Origin of the sequence: Allobosea sp. ASV33, assembly GCF_016428755.1 — a bacterium.
Taxonomy (GTDB): Bacteria; Pseudomonadota; Alphaproteobacteria; order Rhizobiales; family Beijerinckiaceae; genus Allobosea.
This window is the reverse complement of record NZ_JAELTI010000110.1, coordinates 1-16,845: the sequence shown is the minus strand read 5'-3', so window position 1 is coordinate 16,845 and position 16,845 is coordinate 1. Positions and strand designations below refer to the sequence as shown.

Below are 16,845 nucleotides of genomic sequence, written 5' to 3'. Positions count from 1 at the left end.
GGTGCCAGTCTCTGCCCGCCCGGGCGCAAAGTGCACGCCGGCGAGGCCGAGGGCGGCCATGCAAAAGAGCGCTCCCGAAGCGACGACCCTCTTCACGGCTCCCCCGAAAATCACCGGTCCTCCCAACTGCGCCCGCGGCATGGCCGCAGCGTGGCGCGCATTGCACTCGGCTGCAACCTCACCACATATGGTCCCCTCGGGCCCGCCGGACCCGTTCGAGCTCGCGTCGCGGGCGCTTCGGTACAGGGTTGCCCCTTGGAGTCCAATCTCTTCCGTTACATCTGGCAGAAGAGCCGGGCCGAGCAGATCATCGTCCTGCTGATCATCCTTGTCTCGATCCCCTTCAACTGGGCCTCGTTCGACGTGCCCAAGCGCATCGTCAACGACGCGATCCAGGGCGGCGCCTTCAAGAACGGCAAGACCACCGCCACGCTGTTGGACTTCACCCTGCACATGCCGTCCTGGCTCGGTGGCGCCAGCTACAAGATTTCGGAAGGCTTCCAGGTCGGCCAATACGGCCTGCTCATCGGGCTGAGCCTCTATTTCCTGGTGCTAGTCCTGATCAACGGCGCCTTCAAATACGTCATCAACGTGCGCAAGGGCATCCTCGGCGAGCGGATGCTCAGGCGCATGCGCTACGACCTGTTCAGCCAGTTGATGCGCTTCCGGCCGGAGGAAATCCGCGCGGTCAAGCCGGCCGAGATCGCCAGCATGATCAAGGACGAGGTCGAGCCTGTCGGCGGCTTCGTCGGCGATGCCTTCATCCAGCCCGTCTTCCTACTGAGCCAGGCGCTGACGGCGCTCGTCTTCATCATGGCACAGAGCTTCTGGCTGGGCTCGATCGCGCTGCTGATCGTGCTGGCGCAGGCGATCATCATCCCGATCCTGCGGCGCGAGCAGCTCAGGCTCGGTCGCGAGCGCCAGATCGCCTCGCGCCAGCTCGCGGGCCGGATCGGCGAGATCGTCGATGCCGGGCCGATGATCCAGGGGCATGGCGCCACGGCCTATGTCCAGTCGGACATCGCCGGGCGGCTCGGGCGGCTGTTCGACATCCGCTACGCGCTCTACAAGCGCAAATTCGCGGTCAAGTTCCTGAACAACCTGCTGGCCCAGATCACGCCGTTCTTCTTCTATGCGATCGGCGGCTTCTTCGCGCTGCAGGGGCGGCTCGACATCGGCCAGCTCGTCGCGGTGATCGCCGCCTATCGCGACCTGCCGCCGCCGATCAAGGAGCTGATCGACTGGGACCAGCAGCGCAACGACGTGACGATCAAGTACGATCAGGTGATCCAGCAGTTCAACAGCGACGAGACGCTGGTCCTGGAGGAGGAGAACGGGGTCAAGCCCTTGCCGGAGAAGGGCGAGATCAGGCTCGAATCCGTGCAGATGCTGGACAATCGCGGCCAGCCGCTGCTGACGCCGCTCTCGTTCAGCGTGCAACGGCCCGGCATGGTCGCGGTGGTCGGTCCGCAGGGCGGCGGCAAGGACGTGCTCGGCCGGATCCTCGGGCGCCAGGCGACGAGCTATACCGGCCGCGTGCTGATCGACGGCGAACCGCTGGCGAGCATGTCGGTGGAGCGCGCGAGCCATATCATCGGCTATTCCGGCGACGAGCCCGAGATCATCGCCGGGTCGATGCGCGACAATATCCTGCTGCCGCTCAGGCGCAGGCGCCCCGACCTGAAGGATGGCGGCGCGGTCTCGGCGCCGGAGCATCGTCGCTTCCTGGAAGCGATCCGCTCGGGCAATTCGCCTTTCCCGTTCGAGGCGGACTGGACCGATTACGCGGGGGTTGGCGTGACCGATGCGACCGAACTCGCCCAGCGCATCCATGAATTGCTCGATGTCTTCGGCTGCACGCAGGAGGTCTACGAGCTCGGCCTAGGCGGCAAGGTGATCCCGCCGGTCAGCGAGCAGGCGGTCGAGCGCATCATCACGGCGCGCCGCGTGGTCGCAGCAGAACTCGCACGGATCAAGCAGGGCGACCTGATCGAACCCTTCGTGCTCGATCGCTACAACCGCAACGCCCCGATCGTCGAGAACCTGATCTTCGGCACGCGGACCACCTCGCGCTTCGACAGTGCGACCCTGCTGTTCGAGCCCTACGCCCATTCCATCCTGAAGGCGGAATCGCTGATCGAGCCGCTGGCCGAGATGGGCGGGCGGATCGTCGCGACGGTGGTCGAAATCTTCGCCGGCCTGCCGCAGGGCCATGCGCTGTTCGAGCGCTATTCCTTCGGCGCGCATTTCGAGTTCGAGCGCCTGAACGAACTGGCGGATATTCTCGCCAAGCACGACATGCGCAATCCGCTCGACCAGGAGACGGAGTGCGACCTCGTCGCGCTGGCGCTGGGCTATATCGAGCCCAAGCACAGGCTGAACCTGATCGATGCCCGCCTGGAGCGGCGCATCCTTCGGGCGCGGGAGAGCTTCCGCAAGCATCTGCCGGCCGACGCGGTCGACGATGTCGATTTCTATGATCCCGACAAGGTGATGGTCGGCGCCAGCGTGCGCGACAACCTCATGTTCGGGCGCATCGGCTACGGCGTGCCCGATGCCGTCCGCAAGGTCGGCGAGATCGTGCTCCAGGCGCTGTCCCGGTCCGGGCTCGGCGACGCGCTCTACCGGCTCGGCCTTGATACCGAGAGCGGCATCCGTGGGCGCTTCCTGCCGGTCAGGCTGCGCCAGGCGATCCCGCTGGTCCAGGCGCTGGTCAAGGCGCCGCAGATCGCGGTGCTCGATATCTCGGCCCTGCTCGCGATCTCGGATGATCCCGAGACGATCGTCACCCGGCTGCACGCGTGTTGCGCGGGCATGACGCTGTTTCTTCTGGTCGGAGATGCTAATCTTGCGGGAGATATCCCGCTGCGGGTGGTGTTCCACGGAGCGACCGCCACAGTCGAGGCGAGCGGCATGCCCCAGGCGGCCAACGACCGGGTGTCCCGCTTCGAGGATGCCGGGCGCGACGACACGGGGCGCGAAATTACTGAGCGCGAAAACACTGGGCGCGAAAACACTGGGCGAATGGAGGCGCGGTCATGAGTTTGGAAAACGATATCGGCTGCCTGCGCAGCCTGCCGCTGTTCCGGGACATGCCGGCATCGCGGCTGAAGCTCGTCGCGCTGATGGGCGAGCGGCTGCTGTTCGAGCCGGGAGCCATCCTGATCCATCCGCAGGAGAAGCTGGAGGGCGTCTACGTCATCATGGAGGGCGAGGTCGAGATCGCGCATCTGGGTGAGAACGGGGACGAGCGGCGTTTCGTCAAGGATGCCGGCAGCATCACCGGCGACGTCTCCCTGCTCAGCGGCAAGCCGTTCAGCACGACCATCAGCGCGAAGTCGCGGGTGCTGGCGCTGCGGATTCCGAAGGACCTGTTCTTCGAGCTGCTCCAGACCGTGCCGGAATTCAGCCTCGCGGTCTGCCGGGACCTGGCGGACAGGGTCCACCGGTTGGCCTCCGCATTGCTGCACGAGCACGAAACCGTTTGACGAGGTCCACCAGCATATGAACCGGCCGCTAGCCGCAGGCACGACCCGCAGCGGAATGAGCGCGGGCATGGACCAGGTCTCGTCCTGGAGCCGGGATATCCGGTTCGTCTCGGGACTGATCCTGCTCGTCTTTGCGACCACGCATTTCCTCAACCACGCCGTCGGCATTCTCGGCGTCGATGCCATGGAGAAGGTCCAGGACTGGCGCTACGGCATCTGGCATTCCTGGCCCGGTACGATCGCGCTCTACGGCGCGCTGATCGTGCATCCGGTCTTCGCGCTGCTGCGGGTGGTGCAGCGGCGCACCTTCAAGATGCCGCTGCGGGAGATGCTGCAGATCGCGCTCGGCCTCGCCATCCCGCTGCTGCTCGTCGACCACATCATCAGCACGCGGATCATGGGCATCTATTTCGGCGTCGACGAGAGCTATCGCTCCGTGCTGCGCCGGCTCTGGCCCGGTCTGGCGGCGACACAGTCGCTGCTGCTGCTGCTGGTCTGGACGCACGGCATCATCGGCATCCACTTCATGCTGCGCGCCCGCGACAGCTATCGCCATTGGCGCGATCCCTTCCTGCTGACAGCGATCCTGATCCCGATCCTGGCCCTGATCGGCTTCTGGGTCGGCGCACGCGAGGCCGAGCGGCTGGCGATGCCGGCCGAGCTGGTCAGCGATGCGCAGACGGCGATGTTCGTCCGCGACGTGATGTGGGGCAAGGGCGCCTTCTACGGGCTCGTCGCCTCCTTCCTGCTCTTCGTCGGCATCCGCGAGATCCGGGTCCGCACCACCCGCCAGATCACGGTGCGCTTCGTCGGACACGGCACGCGCCGGGTGGCGCCGGGGCCGACGGTGCTGGAGATGTTCCGGCGCTTCAACATTCCCCATGCCGCGCTCTGCGGCGGGCGGGCGCGCTGCGCGACCTGTCGCGTGCTGGTGATGGACGGCAACGACAAGCTGGCGAAACCCGGCCCGAACGAAGCCAAGTTGCTGCGGCGGATCTCGGCGCCGGAGGGTGTCAGGCTCGCCTGCCAGATCAGGCCGCGCGACGATCTGCAGGTGCAGATCCTGCTGGCCTCGCGGCTCAATGCGGGGGCGGGGCGGCCGTTCGAGCACGACGATGCCGCCGGCAAGCGCGGCCTGACCGTGGTCGTGGCCGATCTGCGGGCCTTCTCGGCCCTCTCCGCGCGGCAGTTGCCGCGTGAACTGATCGGCCTGCTCAACCGCTTCTTCGACGAGATGGGCCAGGCGATCACGGCACATGAGGGGCGGATCGACGCCTTCTACGGCGATGGCTTCATGGCCGTGTTCGGCCTGGAGGGAGCGCCGGCCCGCGGAGCGCAGGCGGCGATCGCGGCCGCCGGCGACATCGTGCGGGCCGTCGATGCGCTCAACCGCGAATATGGCGCGGCACTGCCCCTGCCGCTTAGGATCGGCATCGGCATCCATACCGGCGACGCCATCACCGGCGCGGTCGAGAACGACAATCTCGGCCGGCGCGAGATCACGGTCGGCGAGACCGTGATGGTCGCAAGCCAACTCGAATCGGCGACGCGGCGGGTGCTCGCCGATATCGTGGTTTCGGAAGACACCATCCGGGCGAGCGCGCGCAGCTATGCCGGGACGACGCCGCTGAAGATCGCGATCAAGGGGCGCGAGAAGCCGTTGACCGCCTATGGCTTCGCCAGCGCGCCGGAAATCGCCCGCCGCAAGCGCGAGGATGTCGCCATGCCGGTGCCCGTGGTGGCGGGCGGCGAGGCGACCGCGGCGGCCGAGGTGGTCCAGGAGCGGGGCGAGGCCGACGAAAAGAGCTGATCTTGCGCGGGCGGCTGGTTTTTTGCGGGCGCGCATGTCTATGGTCCGCCGGCTTTTCCGGATGACGACCGACCCATGACGCCCGAACCGCCCCAAGAGGCCTTTCACGACCTGCTGCGCGGCATGGCGGCGCTGTCGGGCAACCGCATCGTCGCCGATATCGCGCGGCTCTACGGCAAGGGCGCGCCGCCCGACCTCTCGATCGCCTGCAACCACAAGCAGATCGCCTCGAAGCAATGGCTGGTCGAGGCTTTGGCCGGGACCTGTCCGAAGCCGGAGGGGCCGGTCTGGGTGCTCGGCGCCTGGTACGGCGTGCTCGGCGCGCTGCTGCTCGACGACGAGAGGCTCGCGATCCCTGCGGTCGTCAGCCTCGATATCGACCCGACCTGTGCGCCGGTCGCGGAGATCCTGAACCATCGCCATGTCGCTGCGGGGCGATTTCGGGCGGTGACGACCGACATGATGGCGGTCGATTTCGCGGCGCAGTCGCCGGCGCCGGGCTTGGTCATCAACACGAGCTGCGAGCATCTCGCGGACGTGCCGGGCTGGCTTGCGACCCTGCCGAAGGGCCTGCCGCTGGTGCTTCAGTCCAACGATTATGTCCGCGAGCCCGACCACCGGAGCTGCGTGCCCTCGCTCGACGCCTTCCGGGAGCAGGCGGGGCTGTCCGAGGTCTGGTTCGAGGGCGCACGGCCGACCAAGAACTACACGCGCTTCATGCTGATCGGGCGGCGATGACGGCTAGCAAGACGCCGCGCGTGGCGGTGGCGATGAAGGGCTATCCGCGCCTGTCGGAGACCTTCATCGCGCAGGAATTGCTGGGATTGCAGCAGCGCGGCCTCCCCTTCGAGATCTGGTCTCTGCGCCATCCGACCGATGCGGCCAAGCATCTGATGCACAACCAGATCACGGCGCCGGTGCGCTACCTGCCGGAATATCTGCATGACGAGCCGGCGCGCGTGGCGCGCGGGCTGCTCGCCGCGCTGCTGAAGCCGGGCCTGCTGCGTCTGCTGCCGGTCTTCCTGCGCGATCTCGCCCGCGACCGGACGCGCAATCGTTGGCGCCGCTTCGGGCAGGCTTGCGTGATGGCGCGGGAGTTGCCCCGGGATATCCGGCATCTGCACGTCCACTACCTGCACACGCCGGCCTCCGTGATCCGTTATGCCGCCTTGCTCGCCGGCCTGACATGGTCGTTCTCGGCCCATGCCAAGGATATCTGGACGACGCAGGACTGGGAGAAGCGCGAGAAGATCGCCTCCGCCGCCTGGGGCGTGACCTGCACGCGCGACGGGCATCGCGAGCTGGAACGGCTTTCCGACCGGCCGGACAAGGTCGGGCTGCTCTATCACGGGCTCGATCTGGCGCGCTTTCCGGCGCCGGGGCCGCGTTCGGCGCGGGATGGCTCGGACGCGGCCGATCCGGTGCGCTTCGTCACCATCGGGCGCGCCGTGGCGAAGAAGGGGTTCGACGATCTGCTCGACGCCCTGGCGAAGCTGCCCTGCACGCTGAACTGGCGCCTCACCCATATCGGCGGCGGCGAGAAGCTCGGGGCATTGCAGGGACAGGCCAAGGCGCTCGGGCTCGACGAGCGGATCGTCTGGGCCGGGCCGAAGGCGCAGGACGAGGTCATCGCCGCTTTGCGGGCTGCCGATCTGTTCGTGCTGCCCTCGAAGGAAGCGGGCGACGGCGACCGCGACGGCCTGCCCAATGTGGTGATGGAGGCGGCAAGCCAGGGGCTGCCGATCGTCGCGACCGATTTCGCGGGGATACCGGAATTCGTGCGGGACGGTGTCGAGGGCCTGCTGGTGCCGCCGAGCGACGTCGCGGCACTGGCTGCTGCGCTGGATGAGTTGGCGAAGGCGCCGCAGCGCCGTGCCGCCTTGGGCGAGGCCGCCCACGCCCGTCTGACGGAAGCCTTCTCGGCCCAGGCCGGGCTCGACCGCGTCGCTGCGATGCTCAAGCGCTCGGCGGGCGCGGCCGCATGAGTGCTTCCGTCCTGATCGCGGTGACGCATCTGCTCGGCAGCGGCCATCTGGTGCGGGCGGCGAATCTGGCGCGGGCACTGGCGCAGGGCGGGTTCGCCGTGACGCTGGCCAGCGGCGGCATGCCGCTGCGCGCGATGGACGCTGAGCCTTTCGCCTTCGTGCAATTGCCGCCGATCAAGACGGAAGGCACCGATTTCCGCACGCTGCTCGACGAGGCCGGCCAGCCGATCGAGCCGGAGCGTAGGGTTGCCCGGGTCGCGATGCTGGAAGAACTGGCGGCGCGGTTGCGGCCGGATGTTGTGATCGTCGAGCATTTCCCCTTCGGACGCCGGCAACTGGCCGGCGAGTTCCTCGCGCTGATCGCCGCCGCGAAGGCGGCACGGCCCGAGGCGCTGGTTCTCTCCTCGGTGCGGGACGTGCTCGTGACGCCGCGGCCCGACCGGATTGCCGAAGCCGAGGAGCGGATCGCTGCGATGTTCGATGCGGTCCTGGTCCATGGCGATGCCGGCTTCCTGCCGCTCAACCGGTCATGGCCGGTGGGGCAGGGGCTGGCGGCGAAGCTGCGCTATACCGGCTATCTCGCCGATGATCGGTCGGCCGGCGCCATGCGGGAGAATGACGAGGTCATCGTTTCCGGCGGCGGCTCGGCCGCTGCGCTGCCGCTCTTCGCCTGTGCCGTTGCGGCGGCGCGGCTCGACCGCTCCGGGCGCCGCTGGCGGCTTCTTGCCGGGCGCGGCATGGCGGAGGCCGATCTGGCGCTGCTGGCGGCCGACGCTCCCGAAAAGGTCGTGATCGAGCGGGCGCGGCCGGATTTTCCGGCGCTGCTGGCCGGCTGCGCGGTCTCGGTCAGCCAGGCCGGCTATAACACCGTGCTCGATCTCGTCGCGGCTCGGCGGCCGGCGATCGTGGTGCCCTTCGATGCCGGCAACGAAACCGAGCAGACGGTGCGGGCCGAGGCGATGGAGCGGGCGGGGCTGGCGCGATGCTCCCGCCTGTCGGGCGATTTCGTGGGGGATGCCGTGGCGCTGGCGGACGCCGTGGGGCAAGCGATTGGCTCCGAACCGTCCGATATGCGCATCGACCGGGACGGTGCGGCGCGCTCCGTCGGGATCGTCAGGGAGCTTCTCGCCGGGGTCGCTGACCGCTCCAGACGGTGAGCCGGCATGCCCCTTGCGAGGGCCGGGGTGCAGCTTTGCGAATTGCCGCTTCCGGTCTTTCGCTCTAATGAGGGACGATCCGCCTCCCTCTTCGGTCGGCTCTGGGTTAACCGGCGAATTCCGGTCATGGCCCCGCGCCTGGAGACAAGATGATGACGACGACGACTGCGCCCGGCCTGCCCGACATGAAGCTGTCGGTGCGCCAGACTTTCGGGATCGATTCGGATCTCGAGGTGCCGGCCTTCTCCGCAGCCGATCCGCATGTGCCGGACCTCGACCCGGATTACCGCTTCGACCGCGACACCACGATCGCGATCCTGGCCGGCTTCGCGCATAACCGACGCGTCATGATCTCGGGCTATCACGGCACCGGCAAGTCGACCCATATCGAGCAGGTCGCCGCCCGCCTCAACTGGCCCTGCGTCCGCGTCAACCTCGACAGCCACGTCTCGCGCCTCGACCTCGTCGGCAAGGACGCGATCGTGCTGAAGGAAGGCAAGCAGATCACCGAATTCCAGGACGGCATCCTGCCCTGGGCGCTGCAGAACAACATCGCGCTCGTCTTCGACGAATACGATGCCGGCCGCCCGGACGTGATGTTCGTGATCCAGCGCGTGCTCGAGCAGTCCGGCAAGCTGACGCTGCTCGACCAGAAGCGCGTCATCCGCCCGCATGCGGCCTTCCGCCTGTTCGCCACCGCCAACACGGTCGGCCTCGGCGACACGTCCGGCCTCTATCACGGCACGCAGCAGATCAACCAGGGCCAGATGGACCGCTGGTCGATCGTCACCACGCTGAACTACCTGCCGCATGACAACGAGGTCGCTATCGTTCTGGCGAAGTCGAAGCACTATCAGGGTACGCCGGATGGCAAGGACGTCATCAACAAGATGGTCCGCGTCGCCGATCTCACCCGCAACGCCTTCATGAACGGCGATCTCTCGACCGTGATGAGCCCGCGTACGGTCATCACCTGGGCCGAGAACGCGGCGATCTTCGGCGATATCGGCTTCGCCTTCCGCGTGACCTTCCTGAACAAGTGCGACGAGATGGAGCGTACGCTGGTGGCCGAGTTCTTCCAGCGTTCTTTCGGCAAGGAACTGCCGGAGAGCGCCGCGAACGTGGTGCTGAGCTAACGAGAGGACGAGAGCCATGGCGCAGTATCAGGGAAGCTGCCACTGCGGGCGGGTCGCCTACGAGGTCGAGGCCGATCTCGGGCAGACGCTCACCTGCAACTGCTCCTATTGCCAGCGCCGTGGCTCGATCCTCACGTTCTCGCCCGCCAGCGCGTTTACCCTGACCAAGGGCGAGGACGCGCTGACCGAGTACCGCTTCAATACGCAGAAGATCCAGCATCTGTTCTGCGAGACCTGCGGCGTCGAATCCTTCGCCAAGGCGAATGGACCCGACGGCACGCCGATGGTCGCGGTCAACGTGCTCTGCCTCGCTGGCGTCGAGCCGACCGAATTGTCGCCGACGGCCTATGACGGGCGTTCGCGCTAGGAGGGGTTGTGGTCGCGATCACGGTCGAGCCCGAGCAGGACGAGACGCGTGCCGCCGTGTTGCGCGGCCTGAGCGCCCATAACCAGCTCCGCGTCGGTCCTCGCAACGGCACGCCGTTAACGATCAGCCTGCGCACTGCGGATGGCACGATCCTGGGCGGGCTGGTCGGCGAACTCAAATGGGAATGGCTGCATGTCGATCTGTTTTGGATCGACGAAAGCCAGCGCGGCTCGGGACAGGGCGCGGCCATCATGGCCGAGGCTGAGCAGCGGGCGAGGGATTATGGCGCGCGTGGCGTCTATCTCTCGACGATGAGCATCCAGGCGCCGGGATTCTATCCCCGGCTCGGTTATCGCGAGTGCGGCCGGATGGAGAACTATCCGGTGGCCGGTCAAACGCTCCATCATTTCACGAAGGCGCTATGAGTATCTCGAACCGCAAGCCAGGAACGCCGAAGGAAGCCCCGGCCGAGCCGCTGAAGCGGGCGATCTCGGGCGCGATGAAGGCGATCGCGCGCAAGCCGGAGATGGAAATCGTCTTCGCCGCCGACAAGCCGTCGCTGGTGGGCGAGCGGGCGCGTCTGCCCGAGCCGCCGCGCAAGCTCAGCCCCGGCGATGTCGCGATCCTGCGCGGCCATGCCGATTCGATGGCGCTGCGGCTCGCCTGCCATGATGCCGCAGTCCACCGCCGCGCCGCGCCCGAGGGCGATGCGGCGCGTGCCGTGTTCGACGCGGTCGAGCAGGCGCGCGTCGAATCGATCGGCGCGCGGCGGATGTCCGGCATGGCCGGCAACATCACCGCCATGCTGGAGGACCGCTATCATCGCGGCGGCCGCTACGAGGAGATCACCGACCGGGCCGACGCGCCGCTGGAGGATGCGCTGGCCCTGATGGTGCGCGAGCGCCTCACCGGCCTGAAGCCGCCGAAGGCGGCCGAGAAGGTCGTCGAGCTCTGGCGCGAGCAGATCGAAGCCAAGGCCGGCGGCGATCTCGACCGGCTGACGAAGACGATCGAGGACCAGCGCGGCTTCGCCCGCACGGTGCGCGACATGCTGGCGGCGCTCGACATGGCCGAGCAGACAGCGCAGGGCGACGAGTCCGAGGAGGACGAGGAGAACCAGGACCAGTCCTCCGAGGACCAGCAGCAGCAGGAAGGCGAATCCGAGCAGGAGAGCGGCGCCGACCGCTCCGAGGTCGAGGTTAGCGAGGACGCGACCGAGGAACTGCAGGAAGGCGCCTCCGAGGCGACCGATGCCCCGGCCGGCGACTGGGACGAGGAGGACGAGAACTCCGAATCCGAGGAGGCCGGCGAAGCGCCGCGTCCGCGCGAGAGCCGTGGCAACGAGCGCCCCCAGACCGACTACAAGGCCTATACCCAGAAGTTCGACGAGGTCGTCACGGCCGAGGAGCTCTGCGACGCCGAGGAATTGACGCGCCTGCGCGCCTATCTCGACAAGCAGCTCGCCCATCTCCAGGGCGTGGTCGCGCGCCTCGCCAACCGCCTGCAGCGGCGCCTGATGGCGCAGCAGAACCGCACCTGGGAGTTCGACCTGGAGGAGGGCGCGCTCGATCCGGCGCGCCTGCCGCGCATCATCCTCGACCCGTTCCAGCCGCTCTCCTTCCGGCAGGAATCGGACACGAATTTCCGCGATACGGTCGTCACCCTGCTGATCGACAATTCCGGCTCGATGCGCGGCCGGCCGATCACGGTCGCGGCGACCTGCGCCGACATTCTCGCCCGGACGCTGGAGCGCTGCGGCGTCAAGGTCGAGCTGCTCGGCTTCACGACGCGTGCCTGGAAGGGCGGGCTGTCGCGTGAGGCCTGGCTGCAATCGGGCAAGCCGGCCAATCCCGGCCGCCTGAACGATCTGCGCCACATCATCTACAAGGCGGCGGATGCGCCTTGGCGGCGCGCCCGCAAGAATCTCGGCCTGATGATGCGCGAGGGGCTGCTCAAGGAGAATATCGACGGCGAGGCGCTCGACTGGGCGCATAAGCGCCTGCTCGGCCGCTCCGAGCAGCGCAAGATCCTGATGGTGATCTCGGACGGCGCGCCGGTCGACGATTCCACCCTCTCGGTCAATGCCGGCAATTATCTCGAGCGGCATCTGCGCCATGTCATCGCTGAGATCGAGACGCGCTCGCCGGTCGAGCTCATCGCCATCGGTATCGGCCATGACGTGACGCGCTACTATCGCCGCGCCGTCACCATCGTCGACGCCGAGGAACTGGGCGGGGTGATGACCGAGAAGCTCGCCGAGCTGTTCGAAGAGGACGGTCCGGGCGGCTCCGGATCCAAGCGCCGCGGGCATTGATGCGCCTCACGCGCCGCGCCGCGCTGGCAGGCCTCGGCGCGCTCGCGCTGCCGGGTGTCGCACGGGCGGCCGAGCAGACGCGCTTCCCTGTCGGGATCTCGGTGCGGCCGCTCGCTGCCTTCGAGCCGCGCCGGCCGGAGCAGCGCCGCTTCGGCGCGCTGCAATTCCGCAGCGGGCTCGTGCTCTCGTCCGGCCATCCGCGCTTCGGCGGCTTTTCGGGGCTCGCTCGCCTGAATGGCGGGCGGGACCTCGTCGCCGTCAGCGATCGCGGCGACTGGCTGACGGCGAAAGTCGCCTCCGCCAATGGCAAGCTCGTCGGTCTTGAAGGCGGCGAGATGGCCGCGATTCTCGGCAGCTCGGGCCGGCCGCTCGCCCGCTCGGGGCGCTTCGACACCGAAAGCCTCTGCATCCACGAGGGCATGGCTTTCGTCGGGATCGAGCGCAAGCATGAGATCGTGCGCTTCGACTGGGCGCGTGACGGTGTCGAGGCGCATGCGCGGCCCGTGCCGGTGCCGCCCGAGATCAAGCGCCTGCCGAGCAATCGCGGGCTGGAAGCGCTCGGCGTCATGCCTGCGGGGCCTTTGAAGGGGGCGCTGGTCGCGATCGCGGAGCGCTCGGGCAAAGCGGACGAGCCGACGCTCGGAGCCATTCTCGGCGGGCCGCAGCCCGGCCTGTTCAAGCTCGCCCGGCATGACGGCTACGATATCACCGATCTCGCGTTCCTGCCGTCCGGCGACATGCTGGTGCTGGAGCGCTGGTATCAACCGTTGCGCGGCGTCGGCATGCGGGTGAGGCGAATCGCCGGGCGGGACATCCGGCCGGGCGCGCTGGTCGATGGACCGCGGCTGATCGAGGCCGATCTCGGCTTCGAGATCGACAACATGGAGGGGCTGTCGATCCATCTGGAGGAGGGGCGCACGATCCTCACCCTGATCTCGGACGACAATTTCTCGTTCATCCAGCGCACCCTGCTGCTGGAGTTCGAGCTGCTTCCGTAACGAGCGTCATGCTCGGGCTTGACCCGAGCATCTCACGACAAGCGGGCACAAGATCCTCTTCCTGCCGGAGATTCTCGGGTCTGCGTTTCGCTTCGCCCGAGAATGACGGCTGGCATGCCCAAAACGAAAAAAGCGGCCTTTCGGCCGCTTCCTTCAAACCCGAGAGTGCAAACCGCTCAGTTGGCGGCGAGCTTCTTCTCGAGGTCGCGCTTCAGGGCAAGAGCGCCCGTCGAGAGGTCGCCGGCCGAAGCCTTGATCAGGAATGCGTCGAGGCCGCCGCGATGCTCGACCGAACGCAGGGCGTTGGCCGAAACGCGCAGGCGCACCGAACGGCCGAGCGCGTCCGACTGCAGCGTGACGTTCACGAGGTTCGGACGGAAGACCGTCTTCGTCTTGCGGTTCGAGTGGCTGACGAGGTGGCCGGTGAGGGTGGCTTTCCCGGTCAGTTCGCAACGGCGGGCCATGATATCGTTCCTTACGTTCCCGGGGGCGCTCAAATAAAAAAACCGACACGCGACGTGCCGGCGAGCACCGGAAGTCAATTTGAAGTCGGGGTTCCATAGCCAAGGGCGGAGCTTGCGTCAAGGAAAACTCCGGCAAGCCGTTCACATGGCCTTCAGCGTTAACGGGGTGTAAAGATCGCAGCCCGATGCTTCAACCGGCCGTCGCTTCGCCGCGCGGGGAAGACGGTCACGATTCGGGCCGATTCAGAGGGTATTCAGCGCAGGATCGCGCCGTTCCGGAGATAATGGATGAAGTCCGCCGTCGCATCGTCCCTCGCAGGCCTCGCCCTCGCCGCCTGTCTGGGCGCGGGGGCCCATGCGGCCTCGCTCGACGCGCGCTACGACGTTTCGCTCCTGGGAATCACCCTGGGCACGGCGAGCCTCAGCGGCGGCATCGACAATTCCGGCTACAAGCTCGACATGACAGCCAAGCTCACAGGGATAGCCGGGGGCGTCACGGGCGGGCGCGGCTCGGGCGCGGCGACGGGCGCGCTCATCGGCGGCCGGCTCGCGCCGAAGACCTTTGCCGTGAGCTCCGCCAATTCCAGCGAGAGCCGGACCGTCCGGATGGCTTTGGCCGAGGGCAGCGTCGCCGGCATCGATATCGAGCCGCCGATCGACGAGAAACCCGATCGCGTGCCGCTCACCGAGAGCCACAAGCGCAATATCGTCGACCCGCTCAGCGCCTTCCTGATGCCGGTCAGCGGCAAGGGCAAGGATGCCGCCTGCAACCGCACGCTGCCGATCTTCGACGGCGCGGCGCGCTACGACATCAAGCTGTCGAGCGCCGGCACCCGCAATGTGAAGCTCGAAGGCTATAGCGGCCCGGTCTCGATCTGCCAGGCGCGCTATGTGCCGATCGCCGGCCACAGGGCACTGCGGCCGAGCACCAAGTTCATGGCGGAGAATCGCGACATCACGACCTGGCTCGCGCCGGTCGCCGGCACCGACGTGATGGTGCCGGTGCGCATCTCCGTGAAGACCATGATCGGCACGGCGGTGATCGAGGCCTCCAGCTTCAAGGTCGATCCCGGCGTGACCGCCAGCGCCGCGCGGAACTGAGGGGCTGGGATCAGGGCGCGCGCTTGACGCCCTGATCATCCTCGAAGACCGGCCGGAAGAACGAGCGCTCATAGCTGATGATGAAGCGGTGCTTCTCGTTCTCGGCGACCACGGCGAGACACTCGGCGTCCTTGAAGGAAGCCTCGCGATAGGTCTCGTATGCCGCGAAGGACGGAAAGCTGAACATCGCGAGAGCGACGTTGGACGTCCCCTCGGACGGCATGAAATAGCCGTGATGCTTGCCGCCGAATCGCTCGACCAGACGGATCCAGGCCTTGCCATAGGCCTCGAAGGCCGGAAGCTGGTAGGGGTCGACGACGTAACGCAGATGGCAGGTGATCATGATCAGGCAGCCTTCGCGGTGCTGAGGAAGGTCTTCATGCGCTCCAGCGCCTTCTCGATATTCTCGAGCGAGTTGGCATAGGAGAGGCGGATATAGCCCTCGCCATGGACGCCGAAATCGGGGCCGCCGATGGTGGCGACGCCGGTTTCCTCCAGGAGGGCCGAGGCCAGCTTCTTCGCCTTCCAGCCGGTCTGCGAGACGTTCGGGAAGGCGTAGAACGCGCCCCTGGGCTCGATGCAGGAGACGCCGGGCAGGCCGTTCAGGCCCTTCACCACCGCCTTCCGGCGCCGGTCGAACTCCGCCAGCATCATATGGACCGCGTCCTGCGGGCCGGTGAGCGCGGCGAGGCCCGCCCATTGCGCGGGCGCGTTGACGCAGGAATGCGAGTTCACCGCGAGCTTGCGGGCATTGTCGAGCAAGGGCTTCGGCCAGACCGAGTAGCCGAGGCGCCAGCCGGTCATGGCATAGGTCTTGGACCAGCCGTTGAGCAGGATCAGCCGGTCACGGATCTCCGGATAGCTCAGCAGGCAGACATGCTTCTCGCCATCATAGACCATCTGGTCGTAGATCTCGTCGGACATGATGGCGACGTCCGGAAACTTTGCGAGGCCGGCTACGAGCTTGTCGATCTCGGCCTTGGGCGTCACGCCGCCCGTCGGGTTCGCCGGCGAGTTGATGATCAGAAGCCGGGTCTTGGGCGTGATCAGTGCCAGCGTCTCCTCGGACGAGAAGGCGAAGCCGTTCTCTTCGCGGATCGGCACCGGGATCGGCGTCGCGCCGGTATACTCGATCATCGAGCGATAGATCGGGAAGCCGGGATCGGGATAGAGGATTTCGGCGCCGGGTTCGCCGAACATCAGGATCGCCATGAACATGGTGACCTTGCCGCCGGGTACGATCATCACGCTCTCGGGCGAGACCTCGACCGCGAAGCGCTTGTGCAGGTCGGCCGCGACCGCTTCGCGCAAGGGGAGGATGCCGTTGGCGGGGGTATAGCCGTGATGGCCGTCGCGCAGCGCCTTCACCGCGGCCTCGACAATATGATCGGGCGTCGAGAAATCCGGCTGGCCGATGCCGAGATTGATGATGTCCTTGCCCTGGCGCTGCAATTCGGTGGCGCGGGCCAGCACGGCGAAGGCGTTCTCCTCGCCGATGCGGGAGAAGGAGGGGACGACGTGAAGGGTCATGGCGCGTTTCCTCGAGCTTCGCTGGCACTGGCCCGGCTTCGCCGGCTTTCTCGTTCTTGGCGCCAAACCGGCGCGGCTGGCAAGCGCGGAGGGCACATCGCAGGATTGTTGCATGCTGCATACAGCATGATTAAATAGTATGACTATCAGTCAGAATGGGCCTTGCCGAGCCGCAGGCGATGGGCATGATGGCTAGTCTCAAATCGTTTGAATGTGAGATCGGCAAGCGGCCGCCAGCGCCGCGCCGAACGAGAGGAAACGAGGATGGCCAAGGCACCCGGCAAGAAGTCCGTTCGGCGCATCAAGCCCGAGCAATTGCGCTCGAAGGCGTGGTTCGACAATCCCGACAATGCCGATATGACCGCGCTCTATATCGAGCGCACGATGAATTTCGGCCTGTCGCGCGAGGAGCTGCAGTCGGGCCGTCCGATCATCGGCATCGCGCAGACCGGCTCCGACATCGCGCCTTGCAACCGCCACCATATCGAGCTGGCC

General features: G+C 67.1%; 15 protein-coding genes and 1 pseudogene. 13 read left to right on the top strand and 3 right to left on the bottom strand.

Translation table 11 applies throughout. The features are described from left to right. Positions 1-255: 255 nt before the first annotated feature. The 11 genes from JHD80_RS23430 (at position 256) to JHD80_RS23380 (ending at position 13,255) form a co-directional block, all read left to right on the top strand. On the top strand, positions 256-3,042 hold the full coding sequence (locus JHD80_RS23430) for an ABC transporter ATP-binding protein/permease (protein WP_199092352.1): 2,787 nt from the start codon (positions 256-258) through the stop codon (positions 3,040-3,042). Further along, positions 3,039-3,488, top strand: a complete 450-nt coding sequence (locus JHD80_RS23425; RefSeq protein ID WP_199092350.1) for a Crp/Fnr family transcriptional regulator — start codon at positions 3,039-3,041, stop codon at positions 3,486-3,488. The genes JHD80_RS23430 and JHD80_RS23425 overlap by 4 nt, the downstream gene beginning before the upstream one ends. 67 nt (positions 3,489-3,555) lie before the next feature. Continuing rightward, positions 3,556-5,298, top strand: a complete 1,743-nt coding sequence (locus tag JHD80_RS23420; protein WP_199092348.1) for an adenylate/guanylate cyclase domain-containing protein — start codon at positions 3,556-3,558, stop codon at positions 5,296-5,298. 75 nt (positions 5,299-5,373) lie between these two features. Further along, positions 5,374-6,036 (top strand): class I SAM-dependent methyltransferase, encoded by a 663-nt coding sequence (locus tag JHD80_RS23415; RefSeq protein WP_199092346.1) that lies wholly within the window; start codon positions 5,374-5,376, stop codon positions 6,034-6,036. After that, positions 6,033-7,283, top strand: a complete 1,251-nt coding sequence (locus JHD80_RS23410) for a glycosyltransferase (RefSeq protein ID WP_199092344.1) — start codon at positions 6,033-6,035, stop codon at positions 7,281-7,283. The genes JHD80_RS23415 and JHD80_RS23410 overlap by 4 nt, the downstream gene beginning before the upstream one ends. Beyond that, positions 7,280-8,440 (top strand): glycosyltransferase family protein, encoded by a 1,161-nt coding sequence (locus tag JHD80_RS23405; RefSeq protein WP_199092342.1) that lies wholly within the window; start codon positions 7,280-7,282, stop codon positions 8,438-8,440. The genes JHD80_RS23410 and JHD80_RS23405 overlap by 4 nt, the downstream gene beginning before the upstream one ends. A gap of 152 nt (positions 8,441-8,592) precedes the next feature. After that, a complete protein-coding gene (cobS, locus tag JHD80_RS23400; RefSeq protein WP_199092339.1) occupies positions 8,593-9,576 on the top strand; it encodes a cobaltochelatase subunit CobS in 984 nt (327 codons plus the stop codon). Between the two features lie 16 nt (positions 9,577-9,592). Then, entirely contained in the window at positions 9,593-9,943 is a 351-nt protein-coding gene (locus JHD80_RS23395) for a GFA family protein (protein WP_199092337.1), read from the top strand. Positions 9,944-9,951: 8 nt separating this feature from the next. Beyond that, on the top strand, positions 9,952-10,368 hold the full coding sequence (locus tag JHD80_RS23390) for a GNAT family N-acetyltransferase (RefSeq protein WP_199092335.1): 417 nt from the start codon (positions 9,952-9,954) through the stop codon (positions 10,366-10,368). After that, positions 10,365-12,257 carry a cobaltochelatase subunit CobT gene (gene cobT / locus JHD80_RS23385; RefSeq protein ID WP_199092334.1) on the top strand — a complete coding sequence of 631 codons (1,893 nt, stop codon included), beginning with the start codon at positions 10,365-10,367 and terminating at the stop codon, positions 12,255-12,257. The genes JHD80_RS23390 and cobT overlap by 4 nt, the downstream gene beginning before the upstream one ends. Then, on the top strand, positions 12,257-13,255 hold the full coding sequence (locus JHD80_RS23380; protein ID WP_199092331.1) for an esterase-like activity of phytase family protein: 999 nt from the start codon (positions 12,257-12,259) through the stop codon (positions 13,253-13,255). Before cobT ends, JHD80_RS23380 begins: the two co-directional genes overlap by 1 nt. Positions 13,256-13,431: 176 nt before the next feature. Here JHD80_RS23380 and rpmB read toward each other — a convergent pair whose 3' ends face one another. Beyond that, positions 13,432-13,719 carry a 50S ribosomal protein L28 gene (gene rpmB, locus JHD80_RS23375; RefSeq protein ID WP_199092329.1) on the bottom strand — a complete coding sequence of 96 codons (288 nt, stop codon included), beginning with the start codon at positions 13,717-13,719 and terminating at the stop codon, positions 13,432-13,434. A 288-nt stretch (positions 13,720-14,007) separates the two neighbouring features. Here rpmB and JHD80_RS23370 point away from each other — a divergent pair, with 288 nt between their 5' ends. Further along, a complete protein-coding gene (locus tag JHD80_RS23370) occupies positions 14,008-14,820 on the top strand; it encodes a DUF3108 domain-containing protein (protein ID WP_199092327.1) in 813 nt (270 codons plus the stop codon). 10 nt (positions 14,821-14,830) lie between these two features. Here the strand turns inward: JHD80_RS23370 and JHD80_RS23365 are convergent, their stop codons facing one another. Together JHD80_RS23365 and JHD80_RS23360 are read right to left on the bottom strand one after the other, a co-directional pair. Then, a complete protein-coding gene (locus JHD80_RS23365; protein ID WP_199092325.1) occupies positions 14,831-15,163 on the bottom strand; it encodes an NIPSNAP family protein in 333 nt (110 codons plus the stop codon). Between the two features lie 2 nt (positions 15,164-15,165). Further along, on the bottom strand, positions 15,166-16,350 hold the full coding sequence (locus JHD80_RS23360; RefSeq protein ID WP_199092324.1) for a pyridoxal phosphate-dependent aminotransferase: 1,185 nt from the start codon (positions 16,348-16,350) through the stop codon (positions 15,166-15,168). Between the two features lie 264 nt (positions 16,351-16,614). Between JHD80_RS23360 and JHD80_RS23355 the strand changes: the two are divergent. Next, positions 16,615-16,845, top strand: a pseudogene (locus JHD80_RS23355) (hypothetical protein); the annotation flags it as partial.

What these genes read in the sequence shown, in the direction of transcription:
- JHD80_RS23425 (WP_199092350.1), top strand. Translation starts at nt 3,039, where the DNA reads ATGAGTTTGGAAAACGATATCGGCTGCCTGCGCAGCCTGCCGCTGTTC.
- JHD80_RS23420 (WP_199092348.1), top strand. Translation starts at nt 3,556, where the DNA reads ATGGACCAGGTCTCGTCCTGGAGCCGGGATATCCGGTTCGTCTCGGGA.
- JHD80_RS23415 (WP_199092346.1), top strand. Translation starts at nt 5,374, where the DNA reads ATGACGCCCGAACCGCCCCAAGAGGCCTTTCACGACCTGCTGCGCGGC.
- JHD80_RS23410 (WP_199092344.1), top strand. Translation starts at nt 6,033, where the DNA reads ATGACGGCTAGCAAGACGCCGCGCGTGGCGGTGGCGATGAAGGGCTAT.
- JHD80_RS23405 (WP_199092342.1), top strand. Translation starts at nt 7,280, where the DNA reads ATGAGTGCTTCCGTCCTGATCGCGGTGACGCATCTGCTCGGCAGCGGC.
- cobS (WP_199092339.1), top strand. Translation starts at nt 8,593, where the DNA reads ATGACGACGACGACTGCGCCCGGCCTGCCCGACATGAAGCTGTCGGTG.
- JHD80_RS23395 (WP_199092337.1), top strand. Translation starts at nt 9,593, where the DNA reads ATGGCGCAGTATCAGGGAAGCTGCCACTGCGGGCGGGTCGCCTACGAG.
- cobT (WP_199092334.1), top strand. Translation starts at nt 10,365, where the DNA reads ATGAGTATCTCGAACCGCAAGCCAGGAACGCCGAAGGAAGCCCCGGCC.
- JHD80_RS23380 (WP_199092331.1), top strand. Translation starts at nt 12,257, where the DNA reads ATGCGCCTCACGCGCCGCGCCGCGCTGGCAGGCCTCGGCGCGCTCGCG.
- rpmB (WP_199092329.1), bottom strand. Translation starts at nt 13,719, where the DNA reads ATGGCCCGCCGTTGCGAACTGACCGGGAAAGCCACCCTCACCGGCCAC.
- JHD80_RS23370 (WP_199092327.1), top strand. Translation starts at nt 14,008, where the DNA reads ATGAAGTCCGCCGTCGCATCGTCCCTCGCAGGCCTCGCCCTCGCCGCC.
- JHD80_RS23365 (WP_199092325.1), bottom strand. Translation starts at nt 15,163, where the DNA reads ATGATCACCTGCCATCTGCGTTACGTCGTCGACCCCTACCAGCTTCCG.
- JHD80_RS23360 (WP_199092324.1), bottom strand. Translation starts at nt 16,350, where the DNA reads ATGACCCTTCACGTCGTCCCCTCCTTCTCCCGCATCGGCGAGGAGAAC.